Source organism: Actinoplanes hulinensis (assembly GCF_019429605.1).
Classification (GTDB): Bacteria; Actinomycetota; Actinomycetes; order Mycobacteriales; family Micromonosporaceae; genus Actinoplanes; species Actinoplanes campanulatus.
Genome location: NZ_JAHXZI010000024.1, coordinates 16,166 through 39,557 on the forward strand (window position 1 = coordinate 16,166; position 23,392 = coordinate 39,557).

Consider the following 23,392-nt stretch of genomic DNA (forward strand, 5'->3'; position numbering starts at 1 on the left):
CTGTCGATGGGGGTGTCCCGATGTGGCGCCGACTTCTGCTCGTGGCTCTCGCCGTGCTCGCCGGGGCGGTGCCGTCCAGTGCCGCCGTCGCCGCCGATCAGCGGGTGGGTGAAGGGCTGCTGCCGTTTCCCAGCGACCGGTTCACGGTCGCCGACCGGAGCAGCCCGACCGGGCGGCGGGTGCACTTCCCGGCCGGGTCGCTGCCGGCGAACGTGGCCGGCACCCACATCGACCCGGCCGAGTGGAACCGGCAGGACGGGTTCAGCCCGGGCACGCCGATCCTGGTCCACGTGCCGGGTCTCGATCCGGTGGCCAGCGGCATCGCGCCGGTCACCGACATCGGGCGGTCACTGCGGCCGGACTCGCCGATCGTGCTGCTGAACACGCGGACCGGGCAGCGGACGCCGTACTGGGCGGAACTCGACGCGCACGCCGCCGACGACCCGGCACGGCAGTTGCTCATCATCCGGCCGGCGGTGACGCTGAGCGAGGCGACCCGGTACGTGGTCGTGCTGCGGGGGCTGCGTGACCGTACCGGTGCATGGATTCCCGCTCCTGACCGGGCGGTGTCACAGCGCCTGGGACACCATCTCTACCTCGCGTGGGACTTCACCGTCGCGAGCAGGGCCGGGCTCACCGGGCGGGTTCTGCGGATGCGCGACGACGCGTTCGCCGCGCTCGGGCGGGCCGCGCCGGCGTTCACGATCGGGCAGGTCACCGACTACACCGCCGAGCAGGACGCGCGGATCGCCCGTCAGGTGCGCGGCACGGTCACGGTGCCGAGTTATCTGACCGGCGCCGGCGGTCCCGGATCCCGGCTGAACTACCCGCTGGGCGGGGAGCTGCCGTCCGCGTCGGGCACGACGTACGCCGCCGATTTCGTGTGCAACATCCCCCGCGGGGCGAGCGCGCGGAAGCCGGCTCACCTGTCGCTCTACGGTCACGGGCTGCTCGGCGCGCCCACCGAGATCAACGCCGGAAACGTCAAACAGATGGCGTACGACCACGGCTTCCTGTTCTGCGCGACGAGCTGGATCGGACTGTCGTCGGCGGACATCCCGTTCGTGGCCGGCGTCTGGAGCGACCTCAGCGGCTTCCCCTCCGTACCCGATCGGTTGCAGCAAAGCTTTGTGAATTTCCTCTTCCTCGGACGGGCGATGGTGGCGAACGGCGGGTTCGCCGCGAATCCCGCCTTCCAGGACGGGCAGGGCCGCAGCCTGCTCGACCGGCGCGGTGGCCTGCACTACGACGGCAACAGCCAGGGCGGCATCAACGGGGGAGCACTGACCGCGATCGCCCAGGACTGGACGCGCGCGGTCCTCGGCGTGCCCGGCATGAACTACAGCACGATGTTGCAGCGCAGCACCGCCTTCGCGCCGTTCCAGCGGCTGATGGACCGGTCCTACCCGGACAAGGCCGATCAGCAGGTCATCTTCGGGCTGCTGCAGATGCTGTGGGATCGCGGGGAGGCCAATGGGTACGCCCAGCACCTCACCTCCCGGCCGCTGCCGGGCACACCCGTGCACCAGGTGCTGATGCACGTCGCGTTCGGGGACCATCAGGTCTCCCCGGCGGCCGCGCAGGTGCAGGCCCGGACCATCGGGGCCCGACTGCACCGGCCCGCGCTGGCCCCGGGCTGGTCCGACGAGGTGGTGCCGTTCTGGGGCATCGGCGCGATCCGGTCCTACCCGTACCGCGGCTCGGCGCTCGTGGTGTGGAACAGCGGCCAGGCCTACGCGCCGCCGCCGACCAACCTCGCACCCAGCGACCCGCGGTACGGGCCGGACCCGCACGAGTTCCCGCGCGCCCAGCCGGGCGCCCAGTCGCAGAAGGCCACGTTCCTGCTCACCGGCAGGGTGATCGACGTCTGCGACGGGCCCTGCCCCTGACAACGCCCCACCGATCACGCGTCGCCGACCTGCCCGACGGTGGCAGGCTCCGAGCTCATCGCCCGGTGTTGATTGACCTCTTTACGCTGTGTGCCGGAAACGTGACGAGGGAGGCGGCATGCGCCGGATGGTCTCGATGGTGGTCCTGGCGGTCCTGTTCACCGCGGGCTGCACCACGGTGAGCACGGAATCCGACCAGGTGGCGCTGCACTACGACGCCGGCGCCTTCTCCTCCACCACCTACCAGGAGTGCGTCACGCAGAACAACCGCGCCTGGGACGGGCTCGGCGAGAAGTACTACACCTACCCGGCCGGGCAGCGGAACTTCGACTTCACCGGCAGCGAGGACTCGGAGAGCGCCCCCTTCACCGTGGTCTCCAAGGACAACCAGGAGATGACGGTCTCCGGCGGGCTCACCTTCCATCTGGACACCGGCTGCGATTCGGAGGGTGGCATGCTGCGCCAGTTCCATGAGGACATCGGGTTGAAGTTCCATCCGGTGATCGACGGCGACGGCAGGACCACCGCGTCCTGGCTGGAGATGCTGCGGTTCTACATCGGCCACCCGCTCAGCCGGGCGCTGGCCGCGGAGGCCCAGAAGTACGACTGGCTGGCGCTGTACAACGATCCCGAGACCCGGACCCGGTTCGAGTCCGCGATCAACGCCAACCTCGGCGCCGCGGTGATGTCGACGACCGGCGGCAAGGCCTACTTCCTCGACTTCAACCTGACGCTGCAGAAGCCGCAACCGCGGAAGGAACTGGTCGACGGCCTGGCCGCCGCGCAGGTGGCGATCACCCAGCGGCAGGCGGTCATCGAGCAGAACGCCACCGTCGAGGAGAAGCTCAAGCAGATCCGCAAGCTCGTCGAGGTGCTCGGCCCGGATGGCTACGTGCTCTACGAGGTGATGCAGCAGTGCCTGATCGGCGAGGCGCGGGCCGGCTGCCCGACCTTCCTTCCGCTGCCCGAGGGCGGCAACGTGAACCTTCCGGCGCCCGCGAAGACCTGACTCGATGAGCCTGCCGGAAGATCACGTCTTGTCCGATCAAGCGAAGTATGCTGCTGATCGGGCGATATCGGTAGCGCCATCGACGATGGTGGCCCACGGTGACGGAAGGGAAGCAGGCGGTTCTCGTGGAGCGGTCCGATGGCAAACGAACCCGGTTCACGGCGCCGCCCTGATCCGGCTGCCCATCGCCCACTGTCGAGAACGCCCACCCCGTACAGGGTGGTGATCGCGCTCGTCGTCTCCGGGGTCGTGGTGATCGCCCTGTTCGCGCGCCAGTCTGGGGATCGAAACTCTCCGGCGCGCCGCACAGGGCCGGTACTGCGTGGTCACCCTGTCGGTGCGCAACATCGCCGACGAGCCGAAATACTTCCTCGGCGGTTCAACGAGCAGGCCGACCGTTATCCCGGCTTCGCGGGGTACGCGGAGAAGACGGCCGGGATCTGTACGATCCCCGTCCTCGAACTCACCCGGCTGCGGCCTGACGTGTGAGTGGCCGGCGATCGGGTCAGCGGGGCCGGTCCGTGAAGCGTTTCCGCCGTTGCTGTACCTGCCTGGGGTCGGCGCCGTAGGCGGCGAACGGCCGGTCCGGGGCGCCGGTGTCGCCTTCGACTGCGTGGATCTCCTGGCCGGCCCGCCTGGACGGCTCCATGGATCGACGTCCCTCGAACGTCAAGGTCGAGCGAGAGATTACGTAAAGTGCTAAAACAAATAGCCTGACCAGCGATGGAGAGTTAGTTACACCGATTGACTTAAATGGTCGCATCGTCTTAACCTCGCCAGCGACGCCGCCCTGAGGAGGACACAAGAATGGCGCGCCCGAGGACCCGAGCCGTTGTGCTGATCGCGGGATTACTGGCTGCCGGGGCCATCCCGACCGCACCGGCCCGGGCAGCCGAACCGGTCACCCCGATCTATCTCGACACCCACTACACCTTCGCCGAAAGGGCCGCCGACCTGGTCTCGCGGATGACCCTCGCCGAGAAGGTGGCCCAACTGCACACCAACAGCGCGCCGCCGATCGCGCGCCTGGGCGTGCAGCAGTACACGTACTGGAACGAGGCCCAGCACGGCGTCAACCGGCTCGGCGGCAACGCCAGGCGCGGCAGCGTCGGCGGCGGGGTGCACGCCACGAGCTTCCCCACCAACCTGGCCACGTCGATGTCCTGGGATCCGGAGCTGATCTACCAGGAGACCACGGCCATCGCCGACGAGGCCCGCGGCCTGCTCGACAAGTCGCTGTGGGGCGTCGGCCAGAACAACATCGGGCCGGACCGCAACGCCTACGGCAACCTGAGCTACTGGGCGCCGACGGTCAACATGGCCCGCGATCCGCGCTGGGGCCGCAACGACGAGGGCTTCGGCGAGGATCCGGTGCTGGTGGCGAAGCTCGCGGGGGCGTACGTCAACGGCTTCCAGGGTCAGAGCCGCGCCGGGGAACCGCTGACGCCGTACCTGAAGACCGCGGCCACCGCCAAGCACTTCGCCCTGAACAACGTCGAGGCCAACCGGGAATCCGGCAGCTCGAACACAACCGAAGCCAATATCCGCAACTACTACACGCCGCAGTTCCGCAGCCTCATCCAGGACGCTCACGTCTCCGGCCTGATGACTGCGTACAACCGGGTCAACGGCACGCCCGCGCCCGCCGACACCTACATGACCAACGTGCTGGCCGAACGCACCTTCGGGTTCGGCGGCTACTCCACCTCCGACTGCGGCGCCATCACCGACGTCTGGGCCGCCAACCGCCACAACTGGGCGCCACCGGGCTGGACCACCGCCACCAGCGGCGGCCGGACCACCTGGACGAACACGGCGACCGGGCGACAGCTCTCCGGCGCGGCAGGCGCACAGGCCTGGGCACTGCGGGCCGGCACGCAACTCAACTGCAGGGGCGACGAATTCACCCTCGCCAACATCCAGGAAGCCCTCGACGCGGGCGTGCTGAGCGTGGGCGTGCTCGACGACGCGCTCGTCCGGGTCTTCACCACCCGGATGGCCACCGGCGAGTTCGACCCCGCCGACCGGGTGAGCTACACCGCGATCACCAAGGATCAGATCGAGAGCCCCGCCCACCAGCGGCTCGCCGAGCAGGTGGCAGCCAACTCGCTGGTGCTGCTGAAGAACGATCAGGTGAACGGCGCCCCCGTGCTGCCGGCCGACCCGGCCAACCTGTACCGGGTGATCGTCGTCGGCGACCTGGCCGACACCGTCACCCTGGGCGGCTACTCCGGCGACCCCACCGTCCGGGTCAGCCCGGTGCAGGGCATCCGGAACGCGCTGCCCGGCGCCACCGTCACCTTCGACGCCTGCGCCACGTCGACCACCGCCACCACCGCGGCCGCCTGCGACCCGCGGACACTGGCCGATCTGCCGTCGGCCGACCTGGTCGTAGTGTTCGTCGGCACCGACCAGAACGTGGCTACCGAAGGCAAGGACCGGGCGACCCTGGCCCTGCCCGGCAACTACCAGTCACTCATCGACCAGATCGGAGCGGCCGGCAACCCGCGATCGGTGCTGGCCGTGCAGGCGAGCGGGCCGGTGGCGATCGAACAGGCGCAGCAGAGGTTCCCGGCGGTCGTCTTCGGGGCCTACAACGGCCAGAGCCAGGGCACCGCGCTGGCCGGCGTCCTCCTCGGCGCGCACAACCCCAGCGGGCGGCTGAGCTTCACCTGGCACAAGGACGACTCGCAGCTACCCGACATCCAGAACTACGGCCTCACCCCGGCGCAGACCGGCGGGCTCGGCCGTACCTACCAGTACTTCACCGGCACACCCAGCTACCCGTTCGGTTACGGGCTCAGCTACACCACGTTCACCTACGGGAAGGTGCGCGCCGACCGGGAGAGCACCACTCCGGACGGCTGGATCACCCTTCACACCGACGTGACCAACACCGGTACGCGGGCCGGCGCCACCGTCGCCCAGGTGTACGCCACCACACCCGCCGTCGCCGGGCTCGACCTGCCCGCCATGCGGCTCGTCGGCTTCCAGAAGACCCGGGTTCTGCAGCCGGGGGAGCGCCAGGCGATCGCCGTCCGGATCCAGGCGAGCGCCCTGGCCTTCTACGACGAGAAGCATCGCCGGCAGGTCGTCTACAACGGGCGCTACCGGTTCCAGGTCGCCACCGACGCGGCGAACGTGGTCGGGTCCGACGACGTGCGGATCCACGGCCGTATCACGCCGCGGGTCTCGTACGTGACCGTGCGGCCCGACCGGGTACAGCTCACCCCCGGTGACACCGTGGATCTCGCCGGCCGGAACCCGTGGATCGCCGACGACACCGCCCAGGCCGGTCAGCACGTGCGCGCCGACCGGGTCGTCGAGGCCGTCCACAACGACGAGTCGTTCGTCGACCTCAGGCGGGCGAAGGTGACCTACCGCAGCAGCAACCCGCGCGTCGCCACCGTCAGCCGGACCGGCCGGATCACCGCGATCTCGGCCGGCGTGACCACCATCGCGGTCACCCTCGACGGCGTCACCGGCACCACACCGATCGTGGTCAAGCAGCCGTTCACCCTCGATGTCCCGCCGCTGGTCACGGCCGGGAGCACGATCACCGCCGCGGTCACGCTGCCCAACCCCGGCCCGGTGCCGCTGACCGGTGTCACCCTGACTCTCGACACGCCGGACGGCTGGACGGCGACCCCGGACGGCCCGACCACCTTCGCCTCGATCGCCCCCGGCGCGACGGTACGGTCCTCGTGGACGCTCACGCCACCGGAACAGCCGGGAACGTTCGACGTGACGGCCGGCGTCACCTTCCGCAGCGTCAACGGGCCGGCGACCACGTCCGCCACCCGGACCGTCTCGCTGCCGTTCCCGTCACTGGCCGCGGCCTACGGCAACGTGGGGATCAGCGACGACACGCGACCGGCGGCAGGTGACCTCGACGGCGGCGGCTACTCCTACTCCGCGCAGGCGCTCGCCGCGGCGACACCGGCCATCACTGCCGGCGGCACCGTCGACCATGACGGCCTCACCTTCACGTGGCCGGCAGCCGCCGCGGGCAGCGCCGACAACGTGGTCGCCGGCGGGCAGACCATCGCCCTGCAGGGCTCGGGCACCAGACTCGGCCTGATCGGGACCGGTGTCAGCGGCACACCCTCCGGCCCGGCCACCGTCACCTACACCGACGGCACCACACAGACCTTCACCCTCACGTTCACCGACTGGTACGCCAACAGGCCGGCGGAGGGCGGCTCCATCGTCACGTCCCTGCCCTACCACAACACGGCGTCCAACCCGCGGGTCCGCAAGGTCAGCCTCTACTACACGTCGACCGCCCTCGACTCCGCCAAGACAGTCCGGTACCTCACGCTGCCCACCATCAGCCAGGGCGTGACCGCCGCCCAGGCCAGCATGCACATCTTCGCCACAGCGATCGGCTGAGGCGCCCACGCCGGTTCCCGGAGGCATCGCGCCCGCCCCCGGGAACCGGCGCCATGCCGTCTTCGATCAGCCGAGGTACGCAACGGCTCGTCCGAGTCTCGCAGATCCAGGGCCTGGAATCAGCGTGACCGAACGCGGGCCAGCCAACCGTTGGGGTCTTCGCGTACCCGGTTGACGGCGCTGAGCGCGGCGCCGATCACCGCGGCGTCCGGGCCCAGCGGGGCGGGGCGGACCTCGATCGGTGCCCAATTCGCGCTGAGGACGCGGCGGCGCAGTTCCCGGTCGATGCCGTCGACGAGCCAGGACGCCAGCAGCGAGTAGCTGCCGCCGAGGAGGACGGTGTCGACCGTCACCAGGTTGACCAGGCCGGCGATGGCGATGCCGAGAGCGACGGCGGCGTCATCGAGAGTGTCGAGGATTCGCGGGTCACCGACCGAGACCAGTGTGTCGATAGCAACGGCCGGAGAGCTACCGTCCTCGCGGCCGCGTCCCGTCGCCGCGGCGAGGATCGCCGTCAGCCCGGCGTAACACTGCAGGCACCCGGCTGCCCCGCAAGCGCATGACGGGCCGTCGCTGCGGACCATGACGTGCCCGAGTTCGCCGGCCCAGCCGCTGAGTTGCGCACCGTCGAGGAACAGGCCGGCGCCGATGTCGAACTCACCGCTGACGCAGACGAAATTGCGCATCGTCTGGCCGGCCGCGTGCCACTCGCCGAGCGCGGCGAGCCGGGCGTCGTTGCCGACCAGGACCGGCAGAACGGCCGATCCGGGGGAGATGGCGGCGGAGAGGGCGGCGCCGGCGTCCACGTCTCGCCATCCGAGCATGGGCGCGAATCGTACGATCGAATCGTCCTGTACGGGCCCGGGCGCCGCCATGGTGGCGCCGACGACGGTGAGGTTCTCCGCGGCGGCGGCCTGGACGGCGCGGTCCGCCATCGCGGCCAGGCTCGGCAGCACGGTGGCCGGTTCGGTCCCGGTGTGCGGGACGAAGTCGAGGTGCCGGACTGCGCCGGTGAGGTCGACGACGCATGCGGACAGGACGTCGGCCCGGATGTCCAGGCCGAGGCCGGCGGGTCCGGTGCGGGCCAGGCTCAGTCCGACCCGGGGCCGGCCGCTGGATCCGGAGCGGGCGGGACCGGCCTCGACGATCAGTCCGGCGGTGAGCAGGTCGTCGACGATCCGCGAGATGGTCGGCCGGGTCAGCCCGGTGGCCGTGGCCAGTTCGCTGCGCGAGATCGGCGTGTCGTGTGCCGCGACGATCTGCCGGAACGTCAGGACCAGGTTGTGGGCGCGGAGGTCGTCCTGTCGGATGGGGATGTCCAAATGGGGCGCGACCCGATGCACCGGCCCGATCATGAGGCCAGGTCGTCGGCGTACGCGGCGGCCTGCCCGCTGGGCAGGTCACCGTCGGCGATAACGGTGACGATGCGGCGGTGCAGGACGGATCCTGGCTCCAGCCGCAGGGGTTGTTCCCAGGCGAGCGACGACCCGATGCCCAGGTAGTCGCGGGTGCGCACGAACCAGCGGTCGGCCCGGGTGGCCGCGTCGGCGCCGAGAAAGACCAGGGTCCAGCCGGGTCCGGCGACGGAGAGCCATCGGGCGGCCCGGCCGTGGACGGCGTCGGTGCCGGTTCCGGTTTCGGCGGTGATCCGGCAGTCGCCGAACGGAGCCCGCCAGAAGAAGCCGCCGAACCCGGCGCCGATCCGGCCGTGTGCGGCCGGGCTTCGGATCGGCAGTTCCTGGCCGGCGACGTTGGTGAGGGTGAACCCGAACTCAAGGGCCCAGACGTCCGGGCCGAGCAACCGGGCAGAGATCTCGCGTCGTTCCGACAGCAGTGGAGCGCCGTCGATGGTGTTCCAGCGCAGGGTGTGGCTGAGCCGCGTGGGTGTGCGCCGCAGCCAGCGCGCGTGTTCCTGGCTGCCCTGGTTGTCCAACCAGGCCGGTCCGTGCCCCGGGATGAAGGTGCGCCCGCCCCAGAAGTTGTGCTTGTCCACTTCGGCGACCGCGACGCTGACGCCGAGGTGGTGCCGGTGTGACGCCGGCATCAGCTCCGTCACGGTGGTGCCGCCCAGCGTGCGGATGGGATGCAGATAGGGCCGGGGTGCCAGTGACGTCGGCAGGGGTGGGCGCCACGCGTACTCGGCGACGGCATGGTCGCCGAGACGCAGAACTTCGACGGCGTCACTTGTCACGGTTGCAGGATAGTGCCAGGCCGCTGCGGTGTGACGGCGGTTGCTTCGACGACGGTGGGCCCGGCCCGTCACTGAAAGTTTCAGATCGGATCCTCCGCGCGTGAAAGCCAGCACGGCACCCGCCTGCCTGGCGGGGGAACGGCGAAGACATCGCCTGCCGCCACCCAGCAGTGGGGCTTCACCCTCGTCGCCGGAGGCGGCGGCACCTGGCCCGACAAGGCGGACGGCTTCGCCTCCACCAACGGCGGGACCACCAGCGGCGCCGGCGGCACCACGGTCACCGTCATCACCTACGCCGACCTGCTGAAATACGCGACCGCCACGGCCGCCTACCGGGTGTATCCGGACGCGGCCCAGCACCGCGCTGGCAAGAGCGTTCGGATGCGCCCGGGTGGTGTTCAACGACGGGCTCAGGCTGCGCCGGCAGGCCCGCGAGGCGGGCGAGAGGTACATCTCCGACAGCGACCTCTCGAAGCGGGTCATCACCGAGGCCAAGCAGACCGGCCAGCGGGCCTGGCTGGGTGAGGTGTCCGCGGTGGTGTTGCAGCAGGCCTTCGCCGATCTGAACACCGGGTGGCGGGGTGGGCGGCGATCGGGTCAGCGGGGCCAGTCCGTGAAGCGTTTCCGCAGCTGCCGTACCTGCTCGGGGTCGACGCCGTAGGCGGCGAACGCCCGGTCGGGGGTCTCGTCCAGGCGGCGCCCGGCCGCGGCGACATCCTCGTCGAACAGGCCCGGATCCGCCGTCCGTGCCAGGTCCAGAAGTGTGCCGGGGGAGTGGTCCGCCAGGAACGCCGCCACATCGACGAAGTCGCGGACCTCGGCCCGGTTGACCAGGGCGGCGACCTTCCACGCGATCAGATCGTCGACGGCCATCACCCGCCCGATGTCCAGCAGCACCGGCTCCCGGGTGCGCGACAGGTGCCCGAGACTCAACCGGACCATGCCGCCGTCCGGCCGGTACGCGACCAGCTCTGTCATCAGATAGTCCAGGCCGTCGACGACGTCGGAGGACGTGTGCACCTGGTCGACGCCGATCCCCGCCTCGGCCAGCGCCGCCGCTACCGCCGCGGTGGCGGCGGCCACGCTGCAGTGTTCCTCGCCGAACACGTCGACATCCTCGGTGGGCCGGGACACGATGCCGTGCAGGATCAGCGCGAGGCCGCCGCCGAGGGCGAACCCGAACCGGTCGGCGACCGCCAGGGCGATCCGTGCCACCTGGAGGTGGAACGCGTCGACGGGGTCGGTCAAACGACGGCCACAGCGGCAAGAACCGGATGAGCGGCTTCCCACGCCTGCCGTAGACCGCGGGGCAGGTACAGGCGCGGCCACAGGGCCACCAGGAGTTCCCCGTTCAGCCAGGTCTGCAACTCGTCGTGCCGGACCGCTTCGCGGAGCACGATCTCGTACATCCGCCTGCGGTCGAAACCGTCATCCAAGTCGAATCGTCCCGCGGGCGGGGGCGCCCACACCAGCCGGAACGGCAGGTGGATGATCCCGTTCACCGGGCCCCGCAGCGTGCCCAGATCGGTGGCGACGAGCGCACGGCGGCCCGGCCGGCTCTGCCAGCCCGCTGACGCCGTCGCACGGTTACCCACGCCGCCCAGGGTACGTGGTCCCGGGCGCCCTCGAACAGCGACGATGCGCGGAAGGCACGGCGTCCCGGCCAATCGGGTGGCCTCTCACGAAGCCGGGACGCCCGGGCGGCGTCGTTAGTGCCGCGTGGCGTCTGCAGGTGCGTGAGGCCGTTCAGCGTTCGCGCCAGTTCGGGGCCGGGTTTGGTAAACCCGGCGTTCTCGTGGTCGATCCTCCGTGGCGAGTCGTTCGCCCCGGGGTCTGTTTGGCCGCAACCGGGTGGCACCGGTTCGGGCACTTGGCACGCAACTGCCGCCCTGGAATCTCTTTCCCATGCCCGGCCGACAACGTGCCGGACAAACGGGGGAGATTATTTTGCGACGCGCCAAGCTGCCGATGATTGTGACAGCCTTGACCGCCGTATTCGCGGGTAGCACCGCTGTCGTGGCGCCGACCGCCGCTGTCGCGGCGCCGGTCAAGAAGTGTGTCACCGACGCCAACCTCGTTCCGACGTGCGGCGTGTTGTGGGGTGGTGCGGCTGGTGGGTTCACCAGCAAGCCCCGTGATCTGGAGCACAGGAACTGGGAGAAGATGTCGGGGCGGACCGCGACGATCTTCCACACGTATCACAAGGGTGACGAAGTCTTCCCGACGAAGTCGGAGATCGCGATGACCCAGGATCCGGCGAACCCGCGGGTGCTGCTGTTGAACTGGAAGATCGCGTACGGCTCCAGTTGGGCGAAGGTTGCCAAGGGTGAGCAGGACGCCCGGATCGACGCGTTCGCGAAGCGGATCAAGGCGTATGACAAGGACGTGTTCCTGGTGCTGAACCATGAGCCGGAGAACGACGTGAAGGCGAAGAAGGGTTCGGGCTGGGAGGCCAAGGACTTCAAGGCCATGTACCGGCACACGATTCAGCGGCTGGAGGCGCAGGGCGCCGACAACGTGGTGAACGTGATGGCCTACATGGGTAACGAGAAGTGGATGGCCCAGTCGTGGTGGAAGGACCTGTACCCGGGCGACGACGTGGTGGACTGGATCGGCCTGGACTCCTACGTGAGCGTGGAGAAGGGCTACTACCACTACGGCAAGTTCGCTGACCTGCTGGACCGTAAGCCCAAGGGTGGCGGCACCGGTTTCTACGAGTGGGCGACCACGAAGCACAAGGGCAAGCCGATCATGGTCGCCGAGTGGGGCGGGTATCACCGGATCGGTAAGAAGACCGACAAGTCCGCGGTCTACAACAGTGTCATCCCGGAGTTGAAGAAGCGTCCCGCGATCAAGGCGATCGTGCACTTCGACACCAAGGCCGATGACCAGGGCAACCGGGACATCAGCATCAACAGCACCCCGGGCAGCCTCGCCGCCTTCAAGAAGCTCGCCGCCAACCCGATCTTCAACGTCAAGCTGAGCTGACCGGACACACACCGAGCCGCCACCCCACCAGGGGTGGCGGCCTCAGTGCTTCTGACTCGCGTTCAAGGCAGGCGCACGGTGAAGACGGATCCGCGCCCGAGGGTGCTGGCGGCCGAGATGGTTCCGCCGTGTGCCTCGACGAGCTGGCGGGAGATGGCCAGGCCCAGGCCGGTTCCGCCGGTCGCCCGGCCGCGGGACTCGTCGGCCCGCCAGAAACGGTCGAAGACCTTCGGCAGGTTCTCCTCGCTGATGCCGGCGCCGGTGTCGCGTACCTCGATGGTGTGATCGTGGGCGGAGACCGTGACCACGCCGCCCGGTGGGGTATGGCGCAGCGCGTTCGACACCAGGTTGCCGATCACCTGACGTAACCGGACCGGATCGGCGGACACGATCGGGTCGCCGGAGACGTCCGCCTCCAGGCGTACCCCCGCGGTTTGTGCCGTGCCCCGATGGACGTCGGTGACCTGGTCGACGAGGTCTCGCACGGGGAGCGGCTCGGGGTGCACCCGGAGGGTGCCCGCATCGACGGCGGCGAGATCGGCGAGGTCCTCGATGAGGTGTTGCAGCAGCATCGCCTCCTCGTGCAGCAACGCCACCAGCTGGTCGTCGGTGGGCGCGAGGTCGTCCTGTGCGGCTTCCAGCCAGCTGCGGATGTTGGTGAGCGGCGTGCGCAGTTCGTGCGCGACGTCGCTGACCATGGCGCGCCGTTGCCGTGCCGAGGCGTTCAGTGCCCGGGCCAGGTGGGCGATCTCGTCACGGCCGGTGACGACCGCGGGTTCCGGTCCGCCCGCCGTCTCGGCCAGGGCGCGCAATGGTCGGACCAGCCGGCGTCCGGCCAGAACGGTGACCACGATGGTGGCGAGAAGGACCGCGCCGGTGACGGTGACGATCCGGATGGTGTTCTCGCGGGTGAGGGTGAAGGTGGTCCGGTCGGCGCCGGTGTCCGGGTCGGTGACGAACAGTAACGCCGGTGGGGCGACGTACGGCTGGAGCTGGGTGCGGCGGGACTTCTCCAGGCACGAGCCGGCGCGGGCGCTCGTCGCGGGATCGGCGATCTGCTCGGCCGGGATCGCCGCGACCCTGCGGTCGGCGGCCTGCTTGGCGGACAGCACGTACGCCCGGAACTGCGGCGTCACCACCACGGTTGTGCCGTCGCGCCGGCCGAGACACCCGGCCGTCATGGTGCCGAGCGTGCGCAGTGCCCTCTGTTCGGTGGCGGTCGGGTTCTCGTCCCGGCCTGCCCCGCACCTGATCATGGCGCCCTCGGTGTCGGTGCTGGTCAGCTCGATGGTGGGCCGGCCGCTCGGGGTGTCGACGATGCGGCCGCTGACGCCGAGTTCGGTCAGGCAGTTCAGGGTCTTGCGGGCGCCGCTGCGCAGGGCGGCGCGTTCGGCGGCCGGCAGCAGGTAGGGGCCGACCGCCCGGGCGTCGATGCGGTCGGTGCCGCCGGTGAGCCCGAGGTCCAGGCCGAGCGGGTCGACGACGGCCGAGGGCCGGGCGGTCCGCAGCGACGGGCCGGGCCCGGAGTCGATGATCACCTGCCGGTCCTCGGTCATCAGCGTGATCCGCCGGCCGAGTTCCGCGGCTCGTAGCCGGATCGGTTCCGGAGCGCCCGACCAGTCCGGATGCCCGGCCGCGTAGGCGACGAGCATGTCGTAGACGCCCTTGTCGTCGGTGAGCGAGCGGCCCTGCTCCTGGGTGATCGCGCGGGTCGCGGTGCGGGTGGCCAGCCAGGCGGTGGCCGCGATCGCGGCGACGGCGATCAGCACCGAGGTGGCCAGCAGGCGGGTCACCAGGCTGTGCCGCCAGGGCACCCGGTTCATGCCGGCCCGGGGGAGAAGCGGTAGCCGACGCCGTAGACGGCGAGCAGTTGAACCGGCCGCTGCGGATCAGTCTCGATCTTGCGGCGCAGATTCATCACGTGTACGTCGATGGTGCGTTCGGTCGAGCTGCGGTCAACGCCGCGGGTGTGGTGCAGCAGTTGGGCGCGGCTGAACACCCGGTCGGGTTGTTCGGACATGGCGGCGAGGATCGCGAACTCGCCCCGGGTGCACACGATCGGCTCACCGTCGACGGTCACCCGGTGCCGTACCGGGTCCAGGGCCACCCGGCCGACCGTGCGCGTCTCGGACGTGGGCGTGGGCGTGGGCCGGGTCGACCGGCGCAGCAGCGTCCTGACCCGGGCGGTCAACTCGCGGGGGCTGTACGGCTTGGCCAGGTAGTCGTCGGCGCCCAGCTCCAGGCCGAGCAGCAGGTCGTCCTCGCTGGTACGGGCGGTCAGCATCAGCACCAGCACGTCCGACTCGGCGCGCAGTGTGCGGCACACGTGCAGGCCGTCGAGCCGCGGCATCATCACGTCCAGCACCAGCAGGTCCGGCCGTAGCCGGCGCGCCTGGTCGAGCGCGGTCCGGCCGTCGTGCGCCACGGTCACCTCGTGGCCGTCGGCGGCCAGATAGCGGCGGACCACCTCGGCATGACGAGGATCGTCATCGGCGATCAGAACGTGTGCACACATGGCGGCGACTATAGGTGCCGGTGCAAGCCGCGCCGCGCTGCTCGGCGAGACCTGACAGCTTTCTAAAGATCGTCACCGAGGCTGCCCGGCATGTCTGCGAACAATGACACCCGGCCGTGGCGGTGGCTGGCCGCCGGGGCCGCCGTTCTGGCGGCCGCCGCCGTCGTCCTGGTCACCCGGCCGCGCGACCCCGGCACACCGGCGACGGCGGTCACCGAGGCGGTCGCCACCACCACGTTGCAGCGGCGCGATCTGAGCACGTCGAAGAGCATTTCCGGAACCATCGGGTACGGGCCGGCGCGCGCCGTGACCGGCCACAAGCAGGCGACCGTCACGTGGCTTCCGGCACCCGGCGCCACCGTGAAGCGGGGGAGACAGTTGTACCGGGCCGACGACCTCCCGGTTCCGCTGTTCTACGGCGGCATGCCCCTGTACCGGACGATCACCGGCAAGGGGCTCGCCGGCCGGGACGTGCGGATCATCGCGGACAACCTCGGGGCCCTCGGTTACGCGATCGGTGTGCAGCGGGCCGTCCTCACCCCACAGCTCATCACGGCGATCAAGAGATGGCAGCGGGACCAGGGCCTGCCGGAGACCGGTGCGATCGCGGTCGGTGACGTGGAGGTGCTCGCCGGGGCGGTTCGGGTCGAGTCGGTCGCCGTGCAACCGGGCGCCCCGGCCGACGGCCCGCTCCTGTCGGTGACCGCCACCCGCAAGGTGATCACCGTGGCCGCCGACGTGTCCGAGGCCGCCTCGATCGAGCGCGGCGCCGCGGTCACGGTGGTGCTGCCCGACGAGCGTACGGTCGCGGGCCGGGTCCTGTCCGTCGGCCGTGTGCTGGCGGCGGCCGACGGCGCGGTCGGCGACGCCACCCCGAAACTGGCGATCACCGTGACGCTGAACAAGCCGAAGACCATCGCGAAGATCGACTCTGCTGAGGTGCGGGTCGACTTCGCCGGGAAGGTCCGCGAGAACGTGCTCGCCGCCCCGGTCGAGGCGCTCGTCGCGCTGGCCGAGGGCGGTTACGCCGTACAGACCACGACCGGCCTGGTCGCCGTCACCACCGGGATGTTCGCCCAGGGCTGGGTCGAGATCACCGGCGACGGCCTCGCCGAGGGCACCAGCGTGGTGGTGGCGTCGTGACCGGCCCGGTGCTGTCGATCCGCGGCGCCGGCATGGTCTACCCCGGCGGTGTGACCGCGCTGGCCGGCGTCGACCTCGACATCCACGCCGGGGAGTTCGTCGCCATCGTCGGCCCGTCCGGTTCCGGCAAGTCGACCCTGCTCAACATCATGGGCACGCTGGACCGGCCCACCTCCGGCACGGTCCGGATCGCCGGACAGGACATCGCCGCACTGCCCGACCGGCGGCTGTCGGCGCTGCGGGCCCGCGAGATCGGCTTCGTGTTCCAGCGGTTCCACCTGGCCGACGGCCTGAGCGCCACCGACAACGTCGCCACCGGCCTGCTCTACGCCGGTGTCGCCCGCCGCCGCCGTGCGGAACTGGCCCGGCAGGCCCTGGAGCGGGTCGGCCTCGCCCACCGCGCCGGGCACCGCCCGCATCAGCTGTCCGGCGGTGAACGCCAGCGGGTCGCGATCGCCCGCGCCCTGGTCAACGGGCCGTCGGTGGTGCTGGCCGACGAGCCGACTGGGGCCCTGGACACCGCCAACGGCCAGGCCGTGCTCGCCCTGCTGCACCGGCTCAACGCCGAGGGCGCCACGATCGCGCTGATCACCCACGACCGGGAGATCGCCGCCGCGCTGCCGCGGCGCGTCGAGATCCGCGACGGGCGGCTCGTCGCATGATCGACCTTCTCTCCCTCGGGGTGGTCGGGTTGCGTACCCGGCCGGTCCGGGCGGTGCTGTCCGGACTCGGCATCGCGATCGGCATCGCCACGATGATCGTGGTGACCGGCATCCCGGCCTCCAGCCAGGCCGCCCTGGTTCGTGAACTGTCGGCGCTCGGCACCGACACCCTCCAGGCGATGCCCGTCCCGGATCAGGATCCGCCGGCCCGATTGCCGGAGACGGCGGTGGCGATGGTCCAGCGCATCGGCCCGGTCCGGGCCGCGAGCGCGGTCGGCAACACCCACACTCTGGTACGGCGTAACGACCGCACCGACCGCGGCAACGGCAACGGCCTGACCGTCCTGGCCACCCGCCTCGACCTGCTGCCGGTGCTCGGCGCCCGGATCGCGTCGGGCCAATGGCTGAACCCGGCCACCGCCGAGTTCCCCACCGTGGTCCTCGGCTCGGTCGCCGCCACCCGGCTCGGCATCACCACCCTGGCCCCGGGCGGGTCCGCACCGCAGGTGATGATCGACGACCGCTGGTTCACCGTGGTCGGTGTGCTCGCCCCGATCCCGCTGTCGCCCGACATCGACCGGTCGGTGCTCGTCGGCTGGGAGGCGGCCCGCGCCGAGCTGCGCTTCGACGGCCGTCCCACGGTCGTCTACCTGCGCGCCGAGGAGAGCCGGCTGGAGACGGTACGGTCGGTGCTGGCCGAGTCGATCAACCCGGAGCGGCCCGGCCAGGTCCTGGTGACCCGCCCGTCCGACGCGCTCGCCGCCAAACGGGCCACCGAGAGCAGCTTCTCCGTGCTGTTCCTGGCGCTCGCCGCCGTCGCCCTGGTCATCGGCGGCATCGGCGTCGCCAACACGATGGTCGTCTCCGTTCTGGAACGCCGCTCCGAGATCGGCCTGCGACGGGCGCTGGGCGCCACCCGCGGTCAGATCCGGGGCCAGTTCCTCACCGAGTCGATCGTGCTGTCGGCCGCCGGCGGCCTGGCGGGAACCGTGCTCGGCCTGCTCGCCACGATCGGGTACGCCCGCTGGCAGGACTGGCCGCTGGTGGTGCCGGCCGAGTCGGCGGCGCTCGGCGTGGGCGGCGCCGTCGTCATCGGCGTCCTCGCCGGTGTCTATCCGTGCGTGCGGGCCGCCCGCCTGCCCCCGGCGCAGGCCCTGACCAGCGCATGACGGAAGGCGGCGGCCGGGGATCCCGGCCGCCGCCTTCCCGTGGGTGCTACGACGAGGCCGCGACCTCACGTTCGCAGGCGGACATGTGCTCCATGCCGAGCCGGATCGACAGTGCGTCGTTGTTCTCTCCGCCCAGCGCGATCGAGATGCCGTCCTCGGCCACCTCGACGAGCTTGACGCCCTTGCCCTTCAGGCACTTCACCACGCCGACCGCGAAGTCCCGGGCCTCCGGGTTGGCCGGGTCCTTCTCCCACGGCGGCAGCGGCAGATACTGCGGCTCACAGATCCGGTTCGCCCGTACCGCCCCGTCGTCGCCCGACTCGGCCACCGCCGCCGCGTCGGCCGCTTTCTTCCTCGACTCCCGCGCGTCGAAACCCTGCTCCCGCATGCACCTGTTGTACGGCTCGAGCAGCGCCTCGTACTCCTCGGCCGTCATGCCGAGCTTCTCCCGGGGGCGTTCCGGCCGGGACACGGCCGCCGACGGCCCGCCCGCCGGCGCCGCGCTGCGCAACGTGGCGACCTTCGTACCGCTGTCCTCCGTGGACGTGTCGCCGGGCGATCCACAGGCCGACAGCACGAACACCGTGACCGCGGCACCCACCAGCACACACCGACGCATGGAAATCCTCCTGTCCGGGGTGGGGTCCGTCCCCACCGCGCCGGACAGCCTGACGACCAATGATCAGAAACCGGTCAGGTTCGCCGCCGAATCCCGGCCACCTCAACCGACGAGAGCACGGAGACGGGCGTCCCAGGAGTCCTCGTCAACCGAGCGAGCGCCGGCGGCGCCGGTGTCCGCCGTTGGTGCGGCGAACTTGTATCCGACCTGGCGGACGGTGCCGATCATCCGTTCGCAGCGAGGTCCGAGTTTGGCCCGTAGGCGGCGTACGTGTACGTCCACCGTGCGGGTTCCGCCGAAGTAGTCGTAGCCCCAGACATCGCGCAGCAACTGATCACGGCTGAACACCCGGCCGGGTTGCTGAGCAAGAAACCTGAGCAGCTCGAACTCCTTGTACGTCAGGGCGAGCGGTTCGCCACGCAGCCGGGCTGTGTAGCTGTGGGGATCGATGGTCAGGTCACCGACGGTGATCGACTCGTCCCCGGTCGATGCCTCCAGCCCGCGCCGCTTCACCGCCATGGTCAGCCGGGCCGCGACCTCCGCCGGGCCGGCGGTCGTCAGCACGAAGTCGTCGATGGACCAGTCGGCCGCGACAGCGGCCAGTTCCGCTTCACGAAGCAGGGCGATCAGCGGTGCGCTCAGGCCGTTCGCGCGAATGGCGCGACAGGTTGCGCGGGCCTGGTTGAGGTGCCCGGAGGCATCGACCAGGACCACGGCCACGTGCGGATCCCTGATCGCTTCGGTCCCGTCAAGGCGCGGCGAGACCTCGACGGAGTACGGCAGCAGGTCCAGCGCCGGCAATACATCGAGACGTTTGTCGGTCAGCAGGAGAAGTTTCATCGACATCCCTTCCAGCACCGCGAGAATCGAACGCCATCCGAGAGCTCGGAGGCCGGCGGTACGACCGGCCAGGTGTCGGCACGACCTTCCGCGAGGCCGGAGCCGCCGGGCGGTGTGGGGCCGTGCAGGTCTGCACGCTAGTTGCGGACTGTTACCAACGGATATCGCGCCGGTACATCCCTGTTGGCCGGTTGTTCGGAACGCCGCGACCTGTGTCACATCGGGTCGAAGGCGGGTTTCGACTCAGCAGGGGGACCGGAGGTACTCGGGGTCCTGGTCGGCCGCTGTGATCGCGAATGTCGCCGACGCCGGGGACGTGGCGGGGCTCGGTGGCGGGTCGAAGGCGATGGTGAACACCACCCTTGTGCCCGCGACGTCTTTGACCAGGCACGATATGCCGCGCAGGAAGGCGAGTGGCGGAGCGACCTCGGGGGCGATCGCGGTGGAGGCGTTTCGCCAGCCGTCCCTCATGAGCTCGTCCCAGTAGAAGGCGCGGATCTCGCCTTCCGTCAACGTGCTGCGGTAGGTCTGAGCGGCGTGGGAGGCGACCGGATCGCCGGAGTCGTCCTGCCCGCAGCCGGAGAACGTGCCGGTGGCCTCGGTGGAGGCGGGATGCGCGTCCAGGATCGGAAGTTGCGCCAGCACGGCCACCCGCTCTTCTTCGTGTTCGGTACACCGTACATGTCCCGGTTCGTGCCGGTCCTCGGCGCAGCCGCCGAGCAGGCAGGCGACGAGTGCGATGGCCGTCATGGGCCTGAACCGGGTGAACATGCCGGGCAGTATGTCCCACCCGATACAGCTCGGTCGGGTGGGACTTGCTTGTCGTGAAGCCGGTGGTCCCGATGCATCTTGTCATTCGGCTATAGTCCGCTGTATGCCAGCGAAGCCGATCAGCCTCATGGGTGCACACGAGATCCGTGTGCGCCTTGGCGGTGTCAGCCGCCAACGCGCCTATCAGATCACCACTCGGGCGGACTTCCCGAAGCCGGTCGCGGACCTGGCTCAGGGCAAGATCTGGCTGACCGAGGACGTCGAGACGTGGATGAAAGCCCACCGGCCCGCCGCGGACGACGCCGACGAGATGTAGAGGGCCGCCGCGCTCATGCGTCGAGGAACCCGGTGACCGCCTGTCGCAGGGTTTCGACGTTGCCGATGAGGACGTGTCCGCCGTGGTCCAGTTCGAGGGTGCGGGCGTCGCGTAGCCGGGCGCTGAACCGTTCGACGTCGTCGTGGGGCGCCAGCAGGGCGTGTGCGGCGTTGATGATGAGTGCCGGGGCGGTGATCCCGGAGACGGGGATGCGGTCGGCGAGGGCGTGCTCTGCCACCGTGGCCCGGTCGTGAACGGTGCCGGCCCGGCGGGGAGCCAGTGGGAACATCGTCGCGTTGATCGCGTTCAGCTCGTCGAGGTCGTCCTTGGCGAGCCGTGCGGGGGGTGCTCCCGCGGCCAGTTTCACCACGGCGGGGATCTTCGTGGTGAGCCACAGCAGGAACTGTGCCCGGGCCAGGACGCGTACCGCCGGGACGGGAGGCAGTGGCGCCCGTCCCGCCAGCGGCAGCAGGGGTGATTCGAGGACCAGGCGCCGCACGCGCCGGGGATGGTCGGCGGCCAGTTGGAGCGCGGTGACCGTGCCGGCGGACAGGCCGACCACGTCCGCCTGTTCGACACCGAGGTGGTCCAGCAGTTCGGTGAGGGCGGCTGCCTGGTCGCTGACGGAGGCGCCGTCGGGGAGCTGGGAGCCGGGGTAGCCGAACCGGGACGGGCTGATCACGTCGTACCCGTCGGTGTGGTTCCGGGTCAGGCGCCGCTGTGCCCAGTCGGCGCCCTGGTCCCAGCCGCCGCCGCTGCCGTGCAGGACGAGAACGGCCTGGCCGGTTCCGAACCTGGCGAAGCTGACCGTCCCGTGGGTGGACCGGAAGTCGGCCACCGGCACCGGCGGGTTCGCCAGGCGACGTCGTGCCGCGACCATGTCGTCGTGATACCGCTTCCACCAGCCCATCCGGGGATCGTCGCACCGCACCGCCGGGTATGTCGATCAAGGTCTTCTCGGCCGGGGCGAACGCGCTTCTGCGAATATGAGGTAAATGCACGATAAGCCCGGCTGGCTGCCGGAGGGGACTCGGACTCCGGCTTCGGCGCGCCGTGCGCGGGAGCGATGTGCGGCGCCGAGTGGACCGGCCGGCCGAGCAGCTCCTCCTCCCGCCATCCGAGCATCTCCGAGGCGGCCCGGCTGATCGCGTGCCGGAAATCGGCGTTGGCGAATGGAGCGCCGTCCCCTATCCTGACTCGTCAAGATCACTTCATTAGGGGGCGACGTGGTCGTGGAGGCCGGGGAGCGCCCGCCGTTGGCGGTGCGGCTGGCGCGGGTCGCGTTGCTGGTCGCCGCCGTCCTGGCGGTACCCCTGTTGATCATCTCCATCGTCGCCCGACGCCATCTCGACGCCGCCGACGACGCCTACCTACAGGCGATGGCGGCCCTCGGAGTGGACGAGGCGGACGCACCGGCGGAGGTCCGCGCACGGCTGAACTACGACATGCTGACCGCCGGCGTGGTTCTGCTGACGACCGGCTGGCTCGCACGGTCGCTCTCCTCCCGGCAGCGCTGGGCGCAGGTCGGCGTGTGGCTGGTGGCAGTGGCCGGATGGGCGAGCCTGGGTTGCGGACTGGCCGTAGCGCCGGAACTGGTGACCTGGGGCAGCGGCCTCGACGAGCAGGTGGACCATCTGCTGGAGGACCTGCTCGTATCCTGGTACCCGGTCACGCACAGCACGTTGGTGGCGGGCGTGCTCGTCGCGCTGGCCATGGCGACCGTGCTGCTGCTGCGGACCGAGGCCCAGGAGTTCTACCGCAAGGTCAACCGGGCCGACGTCGTGGACTGGGCCGACTTCACACACGACCGGACAGACGAGCGCAGGCCGGACCGCTGAGTCGTGACGCCGCGTCGGCAATCGCTGCGGCGAACACGATGGGCGGTCAGCGGGCCGACCGCGTCCATCGGTGTGTCCTGATCCAGCACCCAGACCTTGCCGGATCGCAGCCGGATGGCCCGGTCCATAGACTGGCCGCGTGGGGACCGTGACAGAAGCCTGGGCCCGGATAGAGGGCTGGCTGCACCAGTACACCCCGGGGAGTGGAGCCCTGCTCGCCGGGCCGTCGACGCCTGACCTGATCGTCACGGCAGAGACTCAGGCAGGCGTTGCGTTCCCAGCAGAACTCGTTGAGTCCCTACTCCGCCATGACGGCCTGACCGAGTGGGCGAATATTCTTCCGGAAGCTACACCCCTCGGGCTCAAAGACATCGTCGAGCAATATGAGATACGCATGGATATCGGGCCCGACGTCGACGGTTTCGCGGTGCACAGCCCGAACACTGAGCCCTGGTGGCACGAACTCTGGATACCGTTCGGCGACACGGGCTGCGCCTTGCAGGTCATCGATCTGAGGCCCGGCCCTCATCACGCTCAGCTGGGCATGGCGCCCACTGGCAACCCCGCCGACTTCTCGAATGCATGGCCGTCCTTGAGCGCCTACCTGACAGCGGTCGCGGACGCTCTCGAGCAAGGCGGCGTTGTCGGCGAATGGCATCCCTATGTCACCGAGGACCAAACTCTCTGGTGGGACCTGGCGGGAATGACGGAAGTCAACGGCGAGCCCCTTCGGCCGGCGCCCTTCCAGTAGGCCTTTCGCAACTTCTCATTTGCCGCCGATCGTGCGCGGCGCTTAAAGGGCCGCCGTACCCCTGGATCGCGCAGAGCGTCGTTGACGTCGGCGAGCCGGTCCTCGTCGCGGCCGGCCAGGAATCCACGCCGGTCGAGGGCATGCTCCCCGAGTTCGGGCCGCAACCCCCATCCGGCCGGCGTCTCCACGACCTGCTCGGCCCACTCCGCGCTGGGAAACCGGCCGGCGACACAACGCGGACCCGATCACCTGGTCGCGGCCTCGTCCCTCGCACCCGCCGGAGACTGTCCGCCGCGGCC

Annotated in this window: 23 protein-coding genes and 1 pseudogene; 12 read left to right on the top strand and 12 right to left on the bottom strand. The window is 70.4% G+C overall.

Translation table 11 applies throughout. The features are described from left to right. The first annotated feature begins 20 nt into the window (after positions 1-20). The 3 genes from KZ829_RS35430 (at position 21) to KZ829_RS35440 (ending at position 3,387) form a co-directional block, all read left to right on the top strand. Positions 21-1,889 (top strand): hypothetical protein, encoded by a 1,869-nt coding sequence (locus KZ829_RS35430; RefSeq protein ID WP_220148201.1) that lies wholly within the window; start codon positions 21-23, stop codon positions 1,887-1,889. 118 nt (positions 1,890-2,007) lie between these two features. Further along, on the top strand, positions 2,008-2,898 hold the full coding sequence (locus tag KZ829_RS35435) for an SPFH domain-containing protein (protein ID WP_220148202.1): 891 nt from the start codon (positions 2,008-2,010) through the stop codon (positions 2,896-2,898). A gap of 219 nt (positions 2,899-3,117) precedes the next feature. Continuing rightward, positions 3,118-3,387, top strand: a complete 270-nt coding sequence (locus tag KZ829_RS35440) for a hypothetical protein (protein ID WP_220148203.1) — start codon at positions 3,118-3,120, stop codon at positions 3,385-3,387. A gap of 16 nt (positions 3,388-3,403) precedes the next feature. On the opposite strand, the gene KZ829_RS35445 is transcribed toward KZ829_RS35440, so the two are convergent. After that, positions 3,404-3,547, bottom strand: a complete 144-nt coding sequence (locus KZ829_RS35445) for a hypothetical protein (protein ID WP_220148204.1) — start codon at positions 3,545-3,547, stop codon at positions 3,404-3,406. 158 nt (positions 3,548-3,705) lie between these two features. On the opposite strand from KZ829_RS35445, the gene KZ829_RS35450 reads away from it, so the two are divergent. Next, the gene (locus tag KZ829_RS35450; protein WP_220148205.1) at positions 3,706-7,290 is read left to right on the top strand and encodes a glycoside hydrolase family 3 C-terminal domain-containing protein; all 3,585 of its coding nucleotides are present in this window, start codon (positions 3,706-3,708) and stop codon (positions 7,288-7,290) included. 119 nt (positions 7,291-7,409) lie between these two features. Here the strand turns inward: KZ829_RS35450 and KZ829_RS35455 are convergent, their stop codons facing one another. Then, complete coding sequence (locus KZ829_RS35455; protein ID WP_308285795.1) at positions 7,410-8,633, bottom strand: ROK family transcriptional regulator; 1,224 nt, start codon at positions 8,631-8,633, stop codon at positions 7,410-7,412. Positions 8,634-8,641: 8 nt separating this feature from the next. Continuing rightward, on the bottom strand, positions 8,642-9,481 hold the full coding sequence (locus KZ829_RS44695) for a DUF6807 domain-containing protein (protein ID WP_220148207.1): 840 nt from the start codon (positions 9,479-9,481) through the stop codon (positions 8,642-8,644). Between the two features lie 364 nt (positions 9,482-9,845). On the opposite strand from KZ829_RS44695, the gene KZ829_RS35465 reads away from it, so the two are divergent. Then, positions 9,846-10,142, top strand: a complete 297-nt coding sequence (locus tag KZ829_RS35465) for a helix-turn-helix domain-containing protein (RefSeq protein ID WP_246636841.1) — start codon at positions 9,846-9,848, stop codon at positions 10,140-10,142. Here the strand turns inward: KZ829_RS35465 and KZ829_RS35470 are convergent. Continuing rightward, positions 10,079-10,729: a nucleotidyl transferase AbiEii/AbiGii toxin family protein gene (locus tag KZ829_RS35470; RefSeq protein ID WP_246636822.1), complete on the bottom strand. Its 651-nt coding sequence runs from the start codon at positions 10,727-10,729 to the stop codon at positions 10,079-10,081. The genes KZ829_RS35465 and KZ829_RS35470 overlap by 64 nt on opposite strands. Beyond that, positions 10,726-11,076: a hypothetical protein gene (locus KZ829_RS35475; RefSeq protein WP_220148208.1), complete on the bottom strand. Its 351-nt coding sequence runs from the start codon at positions 11,074-11,076 to the stop codon at positions 10,726-10,728. Before KZ829_RS35475 ends, KZ829_RS35470 begins: the two co-directional genes overlap by 4 nt. Positions 11,077-11,455: 379 nt before the next feature. On the opposite strand from KZ829_RS35475, the gene KZ829_RS35480 reads away from it, so the two are divergent. After that, the gene (locus KZ829_RS35480) at positions 11,456-12,469 is read left to right on the top strand and encodes a glycoside hydrolase family 26 protein (protein ID WP_372453970.1); all 1,014 of its coding nucleotides are present in this window, start codon (positions 11,456-11,458) and stop codon (positions 12,467-12,469) included. Positions 12,470-12,531: 62 nt separating this feature from the next. Here the strand turns inward: KZ829_RS35480 and KZ829_RS35485 are convergent, their stop codons facing one another. Next, a complete protein-coding gene (locus tag KZ829_RS35485; protein WP_220148210.1) occupies positions 12,532-14,292 on the bottom strand; it encodes a sensor histidine kinase in 1,761 nt (586 codons plus the stop codon). Then, positions 14,289-14,984 (bottom strand): response regulator transcription factor, encoded by a 696-nt coding sequence (locus KZ829_RS35490; protein ID WP_220148211.1) that lies wholly within the window; start codon positions 14,982-14,984, stop codon positions 14,289-14,291. Before KZ829_RS35490 ends, KZ829_RS35485 begins: the two co-directional genes overlap by 4 nt. A 90-nt stretch (positions 14,985-15,074) precedes the next feature. On the opposite strand from KZ829_RS35490, the gene KZ829_RS35495 reads away from it, so the two are divergent. Genes KZ829_RS35495 through KZ829_RS35505 form a run of 3 tightly spaced genes read left to right on the top strand, consistent with a single transcriptional unit; the run spans position 15,075 to position 17,958 of the window. Next, a complete protein-coding gene (locus KZ829_RS35495; RefSeq protein WP_220148212.1) occupies positions 15,075-16,127 on the top strand; it encodes a peptidoglycan-binding domain-containing protein in 1,053 nt (350 codons plus the stop codon). Beyond that, positions 16,124-16,789 carry an ABC transporter ATP-binding protein gene (locus KZ829_RS35500; RefSeq protein ID WP_308285796.1) on the top strand — a complete coding sequence of 222 codons (666 nt, stop codon included), beginning with the start codon at positions 16,124-16,126 and terminating at the stop codon, positions 16,787-16,789. The genes KZ829_RS35495 and KZ829_RS35500 overlap by 4 nt, the downstream gene beginning before the upstream one ends. After that, positions 16,786-17,958, top strand: a complete 1,173-nt coding sequence (locus tag KZ829_RS35505; protein ID WP_220148213.1) for an ABC transporter permease — start codon at positions 16,786-16,788, stop codon at positions 17,956-17,958. The genes KZ829_RS35500 and KZ829_RS35505 overlap by 4 nt, the downstream gene beginning before the upstream one ends. 46 nt (positions 17,959-18,004) lie before the next feature. On the opposite strand, the gene KZ829_RS35510 is transcribed toward KZ829_RS35505, so the two are convergent. The 3 genes from KZ829_RS35510 to KZ829_RS35520 all read right to left on the bottom strand — a co-directional run bounded on the left by KZ829_RS35510 (position 18,005) and on the right by KZ829_RS35520 (position 20,167). Next, the gene (locus KZ829_RS35510) at positions 18,005-18,577 is read right to left on the bottom strand and encodes a hypothetical protein (RefSeq protein ID WP_220148214.1); all 573 of its coding nucleotides are present in this window, start codon (positions 18,575-18,577) and stop codon (positions 18,005-18,007) included. Positions 18,578-18,679: 102 nt separating this feature from the next. Then, complete coding sequence (locus KZ829_RS35515; protein WP_220148215.1) at positions 18,680-19,417, bottom strand: response regulator transcription factor; 738 nt, start codon at positions 19,415-19,417, stop codon at positions 18,680-18,682. A 243-nt stretch (positions 19,418-19,660) separates the two neighbouring features. Continuing rightward, positions 19,661-20,167, bottom strand: a complete 507-nt coding sequence (locus KZ829_RS35520) for a hypothetical protein (protein WP_220148216.1) — start codon at positions 20,165-20,167, stop codon at positions 19,661-19,663. A gap of 124 nt (positions 20,168-20,291) precedes the next feature. Between KZ829_RS35520 and KZ829_RS35525 the strand changes: the two genes are divergently transcribed. Then, positions 20,292-20,504, top strand: a complete 213-nt coding sequence (locus KZ829_RS35525; RefSeq protein WP_220148217.1) for a helix-turn-helix transcriptional regulator — start codon at positions 20,292-20,294, stop codon at positions 20,502-20,504. A 13-nt stretch (positions 20,505-20,517) separates the two neighbouring features. On the opposite strand, the gene KZ829_RS35530 is transcribed toward KZ829_RS35525, so the two are convergent. Further along, positions 20,518-21,414, bottom strand: coding sequence for an alpha/beta fold hydrolase (locus KZ829_RS35530; protein WP_220148218.1), 897 nt, complete (start codon positions 21,412-21,414; stop codon positions 20,518-20,520). A 316-nt stretch (positions 21,415-21,730) separates the two neighbouring features. Between KZ829_RS35530 and KZ829_RS35535 the strand changes: the two genes are divergently transcribed. Both KZ829_RS35535 and KZ829_RS35540 read left to right on the top strand, forming a co-directional pair. After that, positions 21,731-22,342 carry a hypothetical protein gene (locus tag KZ829_RS35535; protein ID WP_220148219.1) on the top strand — a complete coding sequence of 204 codons (612 nt, stop codon included), beginning with the start codon at positions 21,731-21,733 and terminating at the stop codon, positions 22,340-22,342. Positions 22,343-22,481: 139 nt separating this feature from the next. Continuing rightward, positions 22,482-23,093, top strand: coding sequence for an SMI1/KNR4 family protein (locus KZ829_RS35540; RefSeq protein WP_220148220.1), 612 nt, complete (start codon positions 22,482-22,484; stop codon positions 23,091-23,093). Here the strand turns inward: KZ829_RS35540 and KZ829_RS44935 are convergent. Further along, positions 23,003-23,284, bottom strand: a pseudogene (locus tag KZ829_RS44935) (hypothetical protein); the annotation flags it as partial. The gene KZ829_RS35540 and the pseudogene KZ829_RS44935 sit on opposite strands and share 91 nt — an antisense overlap. Positions 23,285-23,392 lie beyond the last annotated feature (108 nt).

Excerpts from the sequence above, each read along its gene's own strand:
- KZ829_RS35450 (WP_220148205.1), top strand. The coding sequence starts at position 3,706 with ATGGCGCGCCCGAGGACCCGAGCCGTTGTGCTGATCGCGGGATTACTG.
- KZ829_RS35445 (WP_220148204.1), bottom strand. The coding sequence starts at position 3,547 with ATGGAGCCGTCCAGGCGGGCCGGCCAGGAGATCCACGCAGTCGAAGGC.
- KZ829_RS35435 (WP_220148202.1), top strand. The coding sequence starts at position 2,008 with ATGCGCCGGATGGTCTCGATGGTGGTCCTGGCGGTCCTGTTCACCGCG.
- KZ829_RS35510 (WP_220148214.1), bottom strand. The coding sequence starts at position 18,577 with ATGCGTCGGTGTGTGCTGGTGGGTGCCGCGGTCACGGTGTTCGTGCTG.
- KZ829_RS35515 (WP_220148215.1), bottom strand. The coding sequence starts at position 19,417 with ATGAAACTTCTCCTGCTGACCGACAAACGTCTCGATGTATTGCCGGCG.
- KZ829_RS35430 (WP_220148201.1), top strand. The coding sequence starts at position 21 with ATGTGGCGCCGACTTCTGCTCGTGGCTCTCGCCGTGCTCGCCGGGGCG.
- KZ829_RS35525 (WP_220148217.1), top strand. The coding sequence starts at position 20,292 with ATGCCAGCGAAGCCGATCAGCCTCATGGGTGCACACGAGATCCGTGTG.
- KZ829_RS35485 (WP_220148210.1), bottom strand. The coding sequence starts at position 14,292 with ATGAACCGGGTGCCCTGGCGGCACAGCCTGGTGACCCGCCTGCTGGCC.
- KZ829_RS35505 (WP_220148213.1), top strand. The coding sequence starts at position 16,786 with ATGATCGACCTTCTCTCCCTCGGGGTGGTCGGGTTGCGTACCCGGCCG.
- KZ829_RS35495 (WP_220148212.1), top strand. The coding sequence starts at position 15,075 with ATGTCTGCGAACAATGACACCCGGCCGTGGCGGTGGCTGGCCGCCGGG.
- KZ829_RS35490 (WP_220148211.1), bottom strand. The coding sequence starts at position 14,984 with ATGTGTGCACACGTTCTGATCGCCGATGACGATCCTCGTCATGCCGAG.
- KZ829_RS35520 (WP_220148216.1), bottom strand. The coding sequence starts at position 20,167 with ATGACGGCCATCGCACTCGTCGCCTGCCTGCTCGGCGGCTGCGCCGAG.
- KZ829_RS35530 (WP_220148218.1), bottom strand. The coding sequence starts at position 21,414 with ATGGGCTGGTGGAAGCGGTATCACGACGACATGGTCGCGGCACGACGT.